The following is a 10,309-nucleotide window of genomic DNA, read 5'->3' as shown; positions in this document are numbered from 1 at the left end:
AGACCTGGGCTGCCATCTTCCGGCCACCCGCGATGATCTTCGGCACGCGCTTCTCGGCCTGCGCCTTGCGGCCCATCGCGGCCCGGTGCGAGAGGGTGACCTCGGCGGCGATCCGCTCCCGCTTCTCGCGGCGCACGGTCTGGGCTGCGGCGCGCTCGGCGTTCCGCGCGGCGTCCTGCTCGGCATCCAGCCACGCGCGCCATTCGGAGTACGGACCGCCGAAGGTGGCCAGCTCGTGGTCGTACAGCTCGGCGGTGTCGTCCATCAGCTCGAGCAGGGCGACGTCGTGGCTCACCACGACGAGCGCGCCCCGCCACGACCTCACCATGTCGCGCAGCCGGGCGCGGGCGTCGCGATCGAGGTTGTTGGTCGGCTCGTCGAGCAGGGTGATCGGCGCGCCGCGCAGCCGGATCCCGGCGATCGCCGTGAGCACGGCCTCGCCTCCGGACAGCCCGCCGACGGTGCGGTCGAGCATGCCGGGAGCGAGTCCGGCATCGGCGAGCGCGGCGTGCGCCCGGGCCTCGATGTCCCAGTCGCTGCCGACGGCGTCGAAGTGACGGGGGTCGGCGTCGCCGGACTCGATCGCGCGCAGCGCGCGCAGCGCGGGTCCGACCCCGAGCAGGTCGGCGACGGGCCGGTGGATGTCGAGCGTCAGCCGCTGCGGGAGGTACGCGGCATCCGCGGTCCTTCCCAGCTGGCCGCCGTCGGGAGTGAGCTCGCCGGCGATGAGGCGCAGCAGCGTCGACTTGCCGGAGCCGTTGCGGCCGACGAGGCCGGTGCGGCCGGCGCCGAACGAGCCGGTGACGCCGTCGAGGGCGATGGTGCCGTCGGGCCACGCGAACGAGACGCGGTCGAGCACGACGGATGGGAGAGCGGTGTGGGCGGGCATGAGGCCTCCTGGTGTCGGTCATGCGCTGACACCGGGGGCCGCGAACGGCCGGCGGGCATGCCGGAGCCGAGGAAGAAGCGGCGGGATCGACGGGTCAGCGCGGAATCAGGGCGCCGGCGCGTCGAAGGGTCGACGGAGCGGCGCGATTACAGCGCGGTCGCGTCGATGAGCTTCAACGGATTTCCTCACACTCGGGACAGAGGCAGGACCACGATAGCGGATGCCGCGTCCCACCGCCCCGGGAGATCCTCAGCCGCTGAGCTCGGCGAGCTGCTTGTCGAGGAACGTGCGCACGTCGGCGAGCTCCTGCTCCGACACGCTGTGCGTGAGGCCGGGATAGACGCGGCCGCTGAGTTCGACGTGGCCGGGCAGCCACTCGGTCGTGTGGTCGACGAGGTATCCGGGGATGATGTCGTCGTTCGTCCCACGCCCCCAGAACACGGGCGGACGCCGGTCGGCGAGCTCGGCGTCGCGCGGCAGGGCGCCGGGAGTGACGTATCCCGACAGGTTCACGGCGAACGCGAACCGGTCGGGCTCCAGGCGCATCGCCTGCAGCGCGACTGCGGCCCCCTGCGAGAAGCCGAGGAGTCCGATGGAGGGGTGAGCGGATGCCGCGGCATCGGCCCAGGCGAGAAGCCCGGCGGCCGCGGCCGTGGTGTGGACGGGATCCCGATCCTCGAGGTTCTCGATCGGATACCAGGAGTAGCCCGGCGCGGGGAACGGCGGTGCGAGCGGCGCGCGCACGGCGGCGACGGCGAACGCGGGTGGCAGGTACGGGACGAGCCCGAACAGGTCGCGCTCGTCGGCCCCGTAGCCGTGTAGCAGCACGAGGAGCGGCTGGCCTTCCCGTTCGCCGCCCTGAACGGACCACAGCACGGCTTCGGCGTCGAGGGGCGCGGGGTTGTTCACGCGTCCATCCTGCCCGTCGAACCGCCGAGCGGCGACGGCGCGACCGGAACGGCCCGGAACGGGGGGTCAGGGGCGGGCGGCGGTGCGCTCCGCGGAGGCGATGACCATGTCGATGCCGGCGAGGTAGAGCGCCTCGTCGCGCAGCTCGGCGAGCCGCGGCGCGTTGCGGGCGATGAGCGGGAACTCGCGGGGGTCCACGAGCAGCGGCGCATCGAGCCAGAGCGAGTCGGACTCGCCGGGGTGCAGAGCACGGGCACGGGCCGCGTTGGCGCTCCCGGAGAGGGTCTGCATCGCGAAGAGGGCGTAGTGCCGGACGAGCTCGTCCCCCTCCAGACCCGCGCGGGCGAACGCGTCGAGGATCGTCTCCATCGCGCGGTGCTCGGCGAGGCCGTTGGTCGTGAGCAGCATGGCCTCACCGCCGACGGCGGGGTAGCGGCTGAGGGCCTCGCGGGTGCGCAGCGCGAGCTGCCGCAGCCGCTCCTGCCATTCCTCGGGCGGAGCGTCGATCGCGTCGAGACCGATGTCGGTGACGTGCTCGAACAGCGCTCCCATCAGCTCTTCCTTGCTGCGGAAGTGGCGGTACACGGCGGTGGGGTCCACGCCGAGACGGGACCCCAGATCCCGGAACGAGACCGTCGTCGCACCCGGTGCCGCGGCGAGCTCCAGCGCCGCCGCGATGATCGCGTCGCGGTCCAGGCGCACCTTGCGGGCCGTGCTGGTGCGGCCGGTCTGCGCCTTCGCCACGTCGTGTCCTCCCGTCGGCGGCAGGATGCGGCATCCGCCCGACCTGCCCTGTGCGATCAGCCTAACCTGCGAGATCACGAATTAGTCAACACCGTTGACACCAGTGTTGCGGCGGCATAGCCTCGGCGCATCGAGATCCTTCAGAGGAAGCGGGACGACATGGGAGTCGCAGAAGTGCTGTTCGTCGGCGGACCGGTGTTCACCGGCACGGGCCGGCCGATCACCGGGCTCGCGGTGGCGGTCGCCGACGGCCGGATCGCCGCGATCGTTCCCGAGTCCGAGGCGTCCGCCTTGATCGGCGACGGCACACGTGTCGTGGATCTCGACGGGGCGCTGCTCTCGCCCGGCTTCCAGGACGCCCACGTGCACCCCGTCTCGGGCGGCATGGAGCTGCTGCAGTGCAATCTCACCGGCGCCGCCGACGCCGAGGACGCGGTCGCCCGCATCAAGGCCTACGCCGACGCGCATCCCGAGGAGCCGTGGATCCTCGGCGGCGGCTGGTCGATGGACCACTTCCCCGGCGGCGCGCCGGTCCGCGGGCTTCTCGACGCGATCGTGCCCGACCGGCCGGTGCTGCTGCTCAGCCGCGACCACCACAGCTCCTGGGCGAACAGCGCCGCGATCCGCCTCGCCGGTCTCGACGCGTCCACGCCCGACCCCGACGACGGGCGCATCGAGCGCGAGGCCGACGGCACTCCCGCCGGCACGTTCCACGAAGGCGCCGGCGAACTCTTCTCCGGGGTGCGTCCGGACCACGACCCCGAACTCGCCTACCGCGGGCTGCTCGCCGCGCAGGAGGAGCTGATCGCCCTCGGGATCACCGGGTGGCAGGATGCCGCGGTCGGCGCGTCCAGCATCATCGCCGATCCGCTCGATGCCTACGAGCGCGCCGTGCGCGAGGGCGTGCTGCGAGTGCACGTCACCGGTGCCCAGTGGTGGGAACGCGACCAGGGCGTCGAGCAGGTCGCGCGCATGACCGCCAAGCGCGACGCGCTCGCCGCACGGGTCCCCGCCGATCGACTGACCATCTCGACCACGAAGATCATGGTCGACGGGGTCGCCGAGAATCAGACTGCGGCGATGCTCACGCCGTACAAGGACCCGCATGGTCACGCCACGGGCAACCGCGGGCTGTCGTTCGTCGACCCGTCGGTCGTGCGCGAGGCCGTCACGGCGCTCGACGCGGCCGGCATGCAGGTGCACTTCCACGCGCTCGGCGACCGAGCCGTGCGCGAGGCCCTCGATGCCGTCGAGGCCGCGCGCGCGGCGAACGGCCCCACCGACCGCCGGCATCATCTCGCGCATCTGCAGGTCGTGGACGAGGCCGAGGTGCCGCGGTTCGCCGAGACGGATGCCGTCGCCAACCTCCAGGCGCTGTGGGCGTCCCACGAGCCCCAGCTCGACGAGCTGACGCTCCCGTTCCTCCGCGACGGCGCCGAGGAGCGGCACTATCCGTTCGGCGACTTCGCCCGCGCGGGGGTTCGGCTGGCGGCGGGCAGCGACTGGCCCGTCTCCAGCGCCGACCCGATGGACGCCGTCCACATCGCCGTCACCCGGGTGCATCCCGGCAGCACGGCCGCCCCCCTCGGCGGGGCGCACCAGCGGCTCGATCTCGAGACGGCGATGGCGGCCTACACGTCGGGATCCGCCTACGTGAACCACCGCGACCACGACACCGGCTGGGTGCGCGAGGGCTACCTCGCCAACCTCGTCGTGCTCTCGCCCGACCCGTTCTCCGTGCCCGCGGAGGACATCCACCACGCCACCGTCCAGTCCACCTGGATCGAGGGCGAGCTCGCCTACCGTCTGCAGACCGACACCGAGAAGGACCCGTCATGACGAATCTGCGCACCATCACCCGAACCCTCGCCGTCGTGGCGGGGCTGTCCGCGTCGGCTCTCGTCGTGAGCGCCTGCTCCGGCGCCTCCGCGACCCCGGATGCCACGCCGACCGACTGGGAGCTCACCGAGGTCACGCCGGCGCCGTCCGGCGACATCGACTCGTTCACGTGGTCGATCTATGCCGAGCCGTTCTCACTCGACTACGCCTACGCCTTCGACTACGCCGACAACCAGGTGCTCGCCAACGTGTGCGAGTCGCTGCTGAGGCTCAACCCCGACTACTCGCTCAGTCCCGGGCTCGCCGAGGCGGCGGCGCAGCCAGACCCGAACACGTGGGTCTACACGATCCGCGACGGTGTGACCTTCCACGACGGCACGCCGCTGACGGCGGCGGACGTGGTGGCGTCGATGAGCCGGCACCTCGATCCGGCGGTCGGGTCGTTCTGGTACTCCAGCTACCAGAACGTGACGTCGATCGAGCAGACCGGCGACCGCGAGGTGACCGTGACGCTGTCGGCGGCGGGGTCGCAGTTCAACCTGGCGATGGGCGGCGCGGCCGGCGTCGTCGAGTCGGCGGCGACGCTCGCCGCGGCGGGTGCGGACTACGGCAACTCGTCGGGCGGCGTCAACTGCACCGGCCCGTTCAGTCTCTCCGACTGGAAGTCCGGCGAGTCGATCACGCTCGAGCGCTACGACGACTACTGGGATGCCGACCTCAAGGCGCGCGCGGGCGAGGTGGAGTTCGTCTTCCAGACCGACCCCACCGCGCGCGTGAACGCCCTCGCCTCGGGCGAGGTGGACGGGACCTGGATGGTGCCCGCGGCGGCCTTCCCGCAGCTCCGCGGATCGGATGCGGGCGACGTCCTCTTCGGCCTCACGACCGCCGTGTCGAGCCTGATCGTGAGCAACCTCGAAGGACCCCTCGGCGATGTGCGCGTCCGCCAGGCGCTCCTCATGGCGCTCGACCGCGAAGGCATCGTGCAGGCAGCCGCGGGCGGTGTCGGAGAGGTCACCGATGTGCTGACGACCGAGTCGGTGTGGGTCGGAGCCGATCCCGCTGCCGTCGAGACCGCGTTCGAGGACGTCGATCACTACGACCACGACGTCGAGGCTGCGAAGGCGCTCGTCGAGGAGGCGGGCGTCGCGGGCGAGGAGATCGTCATCGTGACGGCCCCGATCTCGGGGGAGTTCGCGGTCATCTCGCAGGCGACCGCCGCCGCGGCCGAATCCATCGGTCTCACCGCCCGCATCGAATCGGTCACCCCCGGCGCCTACACGACGCTGTTCTCCGACCCGAGTGCGCGCGAGGGCGTGGACCTGTTCCTGACGAGCTGGTACCTGTCCAGCCCCGACCCGCTGGAGATGTACGCGGTGCTGCGCACCGGCGAGTTCAGCAACTACGGCGGCTGGAACGACCCCGAGTACGACGCCGTCGTGAACGAGGCGATGGCGATCGACGACCCCGCGGCGCGCAGCGTGCAGACGGCCAAGGCGCAGCAGATCGCCAACGAGCAGGTGCCGTGGCTGCCGCTGTACACCGCGCCGATGTCGATGTTCCTGGGCGACCGCATCACCGGCGTCGCGCCGTCCATCGCCTTCATGTACTACCCGTGGGCGGCGACCATCGGCGCCAGCTAGCGTCGATCGTCCTGGCAACCGGCATCCGATGACCGCCGTCCGTCGCGTCGCGGGGAAGCTGGGTGGGCTCCTGCTCACCCTCTTCCTCGCCTCGCTCCTGGTCTTCTTCTCCCGCTTCCTCGTCCCCGGCGACCCGGTGAACTTCCTGCTGCGCGGCCGCACGCCGAGCCCCGAGGCCGTCGCCGAGGTCAAGGAGCTGTACGGGCTCGACCTGCCGCCGTGGCAGCAGTACCTCCACTGGCTGGGGGGAGTCGTGCAGGGCGACTTCGGCCGCTCGCTGCAGTACCGGCAGGATGTCGCGACCGTCATCGGCGAGCGCCTCCCCGTCACGCTCATGCTCGTGGTCATGGCCGGCGCCGCGATCGCCGTGGCCGGCCTGGCGTTCGGCGCGATCGCCGCGCTCAACCGGGGCCGCGCGGGCGACCGCCTGGTGCTCGTCGCGCTGACGATCCTCGGGGCCATCCCCTCGTTCGTCGGCTCGATCGTGCTGATCGCCTTCTTCTCGGTGCAGCTCGGCTGGTTCCCGTCCTTCGGGTCGGGGGAGGGATTCGTCGACACGGTGTACCACCTCGTCCTACCCGCGACGGCGCTCGCGATCGTCTTCACCGTGCTCGTCGCGAAGGTCACGCGGTCCGCGATGGTGGAGCAGCTCGATCGGGAGCACGTCGAAGTGGCCACGAGCCGGGGCCTGCGCCGCCCCGTGGTCGTGCGTCGTCACGTGTTCCGCAACGCGCTGTGGCCGATCCTCACGGTCAGCGGCATCCTCGTGGCGGGTCTCCTCGTCGCGAGCTCGATCGTAGAGTCCGCATTCGGGATCGCCGGGATCGGGTCGCTCCTCGTCCAGTCCGTGGACCGTCTCGACTACCCGGTCGTGCAGGCGATCGTGCTGCTGATCGTCACCGCCTTCGTGCTGGTCAACGCGGTGATCGACGTCCTCGAGCCGTTGATCGATCCGCGCACCGCAGCGGGAGCAGGTGCCCGATGACGTCGCCGACGATCGCCGTCCGGGTCCTGCGCGCGCCGCGTGCGCGACGGGCGGATGCCGTGTTCCTGACCGCCGCGGTCGTGCTCGGCCTGTTCGCGCTCGCCGCCGTCTTCGCCCCCTTCGTCGCCCCGTACGACCCCGACGCCGTGGACCTGCTCGCGGTCTACGCGCCGCCGAGCCCGGCGCACTGGCTCGGAACCGATGCGCTGGGGCGCGACATCCTGAGCCGGATCATCTTCGGCGCGCGCACCGCACTGGTCGGACCGCTCCTGGTCGTGGTGCTCTCCACCGTCTTCGGCGCGCTGCTCGGCCTGCTCGCCGGCTGGCGCGGCGGGTGGCTCGACGCGGCGCTCGGGCGTCTCTTCGACGTCATCTTCGCCTTCCCGTCGCTGCTGATCGCGATCATGGCGGTCGCGCTGTTCGGGAAGGGTCTGGTCGCACCCGTCATCGCGATGAGCATCGCGTACATCCCCTTCGTGGCGCGCCTCACCCGCACGCTCGTGACCGCGGAGCGCCACCGTCCGTACGTGTCGGCGTACCGGGTGCAGGGATTCAGCGCACCGTGGATCGCGCTGCGCCGGGTGCTCCCGAACGTCACGCCCGTCGTGGGCGCGCAGTCGACGCTCAACTTCGGCTACGTTCTCGCCGAGCTCGCCGCACTGTCGTTCCTCGGACTCGGGGTCCAGCCGCCCACTCCGGACTGGGGCTCGATGATCAACGAGGCCCAGGCGGGCCTGCCGGGCGGCCATTTCCTGCCGGCGATCGCCCCCGCGGTCGCGGTCGTGATCGTCGTGGTCGCGGTGAACATCATCGGCGAGGAGTTCTCGCGCCGCGTCGGAGGAGGATCGCGATGACGCTTCTGCAGATCGACGGGCTCGGCATCCGCCTCCCGGATGAGACGGATCTGCTGCGCGGCATCTCGATCGCGGTGGACCGCGGCGAGACCGTGGGGCTCGTCGGCGAATCGGGATCGGGAAAGTCGCTCACCGCCCGGACCGTGCTGGGGCTGTTCCCCGAGCGGGCCCGCACCGCGGGGTCGGTGCGCCTCCACGGGCGCGAGGTGCTCGGCGCCTCGCGCCGCGACCTCCTCGAGATCCGCCGGCACGGAGCGGCGATGATCTTCCAGGACCCGCGGGCAGGGGTGAACCCGATGCGGACGATCGGCGACCACATGACCGAGACGCTGCGGCTCAACGAGGGGTGGAGCGCCGTGCGGGCGCGTGAGCGCGCGATCGAGCTGCTCGCCGCGGTGCGGCTGCCCGATCCGGAGGAGCATCTGCGGCAGTACCCCCACGAGTTCTCGGGCGGGATGCTGCAGCGCGTCATGATCGCGGGGGCCCTCACCAGCGACCCCCGCCTTCTGGTGTGCGACGAGCCGACGACCGCGCTCGACGTCACGACGCAGGCCGAGATCATCGGGCTCCTGAAGGAGCTGCGCGATGCGCGCGGCATGGGGCTGCTCTTCATCACCCACGACCTCACCCTCGCGGGGTCGCTGTGCGACCGCATCGCGGTCATGCGGGCGGGGGCGATCGAGGAGGAGGGCGTCGCCGCCCGGGTGCTCACGGCGCCGGTCACCGACTACGCCCGCCGCCTGGTCGCCACGACGCCCACGCTCGACGGCCCGCTCGCCGATCCGCCGACGCCGCCGCCGTCATCCGGCGCGGCCCCCCTGCTCGACGCGCGCGACCTGTCGAAGTCCTACCACCGCCGGGGGAAGGCGCCCGTGCAGGCGGTGCGCCAGGTGTCGTTCGAGGTTCCCGAGGGCGGCGCGCTCGCGGTGGTCGGCGAGTCGGGATCGGGCAAGTCGACCCTCGCCCGGATGGTGGTGGGGCTGGAGCAGGCGGATGCCGGCGACATCACGATCGCCGGGCGCGAACGCACCGCGGTGCCGCGCACGCGCGCGGAGCGGCTCGCGCACGCCCGCAGCGTGCAGATGGTGTTCCAGGATCCGTACCTGTCGCTGGACCCCCGCATCGCCGCGGGCCGCGCGATCGAGGATGCCCTGCGACTGCACACGAAGCTCTCGACCGCCGAGTCCCGGCGGCGCGTCCTCGCGCTGCTCGACTCGGTCGGACTCGGCGAGAAGCACGCGTCCGCACGTCCTCGCACCCTCTCCGGCGGCCAGCGTCAGCGCGTCGCCATCGCGCGGGCCCTCGCCGTGGAACCCGGGCTGCTGGTCATGGACGAGGCCACGAGCGCGCTGGACGTCTCGATCCAGGCGCAGGTGCTCGACGTCGTCGCGGCGGTGCGCCGCGACCGCGGACTCACGCTCCTGTTCATCAGCCACGATCTCGCCGTCGTGCGCCGCGTGTGCGAGGAGACGGTGGTGATGTCGCAGGGAGAGATCGTCGAGCGTGGGCCCACCGCGCGACTGCTGGCCGAGCCGCGGCATCCGTACACCCGTCGCCTGCTCGCCTCGGTGCCCGCCTCGCTTCCGCGCTGACCCGCGCCGCGGCACCTTGTGGGGTATACAGGAGGCATGCCGGTCCGCACCCCTGACCCCGACCCGAACGAGAGCGACGACTCGGGCACGCCCCGGGATCCGCTCCGCGGCGTCGGCGCGTCCTTCGGGCAGGGCGGGCACCCGGTCGGCGACGGCAGCTTCGGCTCGCCCACCCCCGGGAGCTCCGCGAATCCGGGCTGGCTGACCGATGTCGAGCTGGCCGAGGCCCGCCGACGGCTGCCGATGCTGTACGTCGAGGCCCTGCCGGTGCGCACCGACGGCGTCGGGGCGGTGATGGAGGTCGGCATCCTGCTGCGGGCGACCCCGCTCGGAGAGATCACCCGCACGCTGGTCTCGGGCCGCGTCCGCTACGGCGAGACGGTGCGCGACGCGCTCTTCCGCCACCTCGAGAACGACCTCGGCCCGATGGCCTTCCCCATGCTGCCGCCCCAGCCGACGCCGTTCACGGTGGCGGAGTACTTTCCGATCCCGGGCGTGAGCGCCTTCCACGACGATCGCCAGCACGCCGTCTCGCTCGCGTTCGTCGTGCCGGTCAGCGGCACGTGCGAGCCGCGCCAGGATGCGCTCGAGGTGACGTGGATGGCGCCGCAGGAAGCGGCATCCGATGCCCTCTCCGCCGAGATGGAGGGCGGCCGCGGCACCCTCGTGCGCCTCGCGCTCGCCAGCGTCGGCGCGCTGCGCTGACCCGGCCGGCGGCCTCCCCGGTCTGCCTCGGCGCATAACTCCTGCACTCTGGTGGGGCGGGGCCGGCGGCCTCCCCGGTCTGCCCCGGTCTGCCCCGGCGCATAACTCCTGCACTTTGGTGGGGCGGGGCCGCGGCCTCGCCCCCGAAGCCG

9 protein-coding genes are annotated in these 10,309 nt (G+C 72.3%); 6 read left to right on the top strand and 3 right to left on the bottom strand.

Features of this window, described 5'->3' with window-relative positions:
* From ACE3O1_RS12945 to ACE3O1_RS12935, 3 genes are all read right to left on the bottom strand, one after another.
* A partial coding sequence (locus ACE3O1_RS12945) for an ATP-binding cassette domain-containing protein (protein WP_374315686.1) occupies positions 1–889 on the bottom strand: 889 nt, incomplete at its 3' end.
* Between the two features lie 249 nt (positions 890–1,138).
* Positions 1,139–1,798, bottom strand: coding sequence for an alpha/beta hydrolase (locus ACE3O1_RS12940; protein ID WP_374315685.1), 660 nt, complete (start codon positions 1,796–1,798; stop codon positions 1,139–1,141).
* A 66-nt stretch (positions 1,799–1,864) separates the two neighbouring features.
* Positions 1,865–2,542 carry a TetR/AcrR family transcriptional regulator gene (locus ACE3O1_RS12935; RefSeq protein ID WP_374315683.1) on the bottom strand — a complete coding sequence of 226 codons (678 nt, stop codon included), beginning with the start codon at positions 2,540–2,542 and terminating at the stop codon, positions 1,865–1,867.
* A gap of 159 nt (positions 2,543–2,701) precedes the next feature.
* On the opposite strand from ACE3O1_RS12935, the gene ACE3O1_RS12930 reads away from it, so the two are divergent.
* From ACE3O1_RS12930 to ACE3O1_RS12905, 6 genes are read left to right on the top strand one after another with little or no spacing between them, the layout of a single operon-like run.
* Positions 2,702–4,381, top strand: coding sequence for an amidohydrolase (locus ACE3O1_RS12930; protein WP_374315681.1), 1,680 nt, complete (start codon positions 2,702–2,704; stop codon positions 4,379–4,381).
* The gene (locus ACE3O1_RS12925; RefSeq protein WP_374315679.1) at positions 4,378–6,021 is read left to right on the top strand and encodes an ABC transporter substrate-binding protein; all 1,644 of its coding nucleotides are present in this window, start codon (positions 4,378–4,380) and stop codon (positions 6,019–6,021) included. The genes ACE3O1_RS12930 and ACE3O1_RS12925 overlap by 4 nt, the downstream gene beginning before the upstream one ends.
* A 28-nt stretch (positions 6,022–6,049) precedes the next feature.
* On the top strand, positions 6,050–7,006 hold the full coding sequence (locus ACE3O1_RS12920) for an ABC transporter permease (protein ID WP_374315677.1): 957 nt from the start codon (positions 6,050–6,052) through the stop codon (positions 7,004–7,006).
* Positions 7,003–7,860: an ABC transporter permease gene (locus tag ACE3O1_RS12915; protein ID WP_374315675.1), complete on the top strand. Its 858-nt coding sequence runs from the start codon at positions 7,003–7,005 to the stop codon at positions 7,858–7,860. The genes ACE3O1_RS12920 and ACE3O1_RS12915 overlap by 4 nt, the downstream gene beginning before the upstream one ends.
* Positions 7,857–9,452 (top strand): dipeptide ABC transporter ATP-binding protein, encoded by a 1,596-nt coding sequence (locus ACE3O1_RS12910; RefSeq protein WP_374315673.1) that lies wholly within the window; start codon positions 7,857–7,859, stop codon positions 9,450–9,452. The genes ACE3O1_RS12915 and ACE3O1_RS12910 overlap by 4 nt, the downstream gene beginning before the upstream one ends.
* A gap of 36 nt (positions 9,453–9,488) precedes the next feature.
* Positions 9,489–10,157, top strand: a complete 669-nt coding sequence (locus ACE3O1_RS12905; protein ID WP_374315671.1) for an NUDIX hydrolase family protein — start codon at positions 9,489–9,491, stop codon at positions 10,155–10,157.
* Positions 10,158–10,309: the final 152 nt, after the last annotated feature.

It is taken from the genome of Microbacterium sp., from assembly GCF_041909575.1.
Classification (GTDB): domain Bacteria; phylum Actinomycetota; class Actinomycetes; order Actinomycetales; family Microbacteriaceae; genus Microbacterium.
This window is presented reverse-complemented; position numbering and strand designations above follow the sequence as displayed.

Bases quoted from the DNA above. Each gene is read 5' to 3' on its own strand.
- ACE3O1_RS12930 (WP_374315681.1), top strand. From the start codon at position 2,702: ATGGGAGTCGCAGAAGTGCTGTTCGTCGGCGGACCGGTGTTCACCGGC.
- ACE3O1_RS12925 (WP_374315679.1), top strand. From the start codon at position 4,378: ATGACGAATCTGCGCACCATCACCCGAACCCTCGCCGTCGTGGCGGGG.
- ACE3O1_RS12920 (WP_374315677.1), top strand. From the start codon at position 6,050: ATGACCGCCGTCCGTCGCGTCGCGGGGAAGCTGGGTGGGCTCCTGCTC.
- ACE3O1_RS12915 (WP_374315675.1), top strand. From the start codon at position 7,003: ATGACGTCGCCGACGATCGCCGTCCGGGTCCTGCGCGCGCCGCGTGCG.
- ACE3O1_RS12910 (WP_374315673.1), top strand. From the start codon at position 7,857: ATGACGCTTCTGCAGATCGACGGGCTCGGCATCCGCCTCCCGGATGAG.
- ACE3O1_RS12905 (WP_374315671.1), top strand. From the start codon at position 9,489: ATGCCGGTCCGCACCCCTGACCCCGACCCGAACGAGAGCGACGACTCG.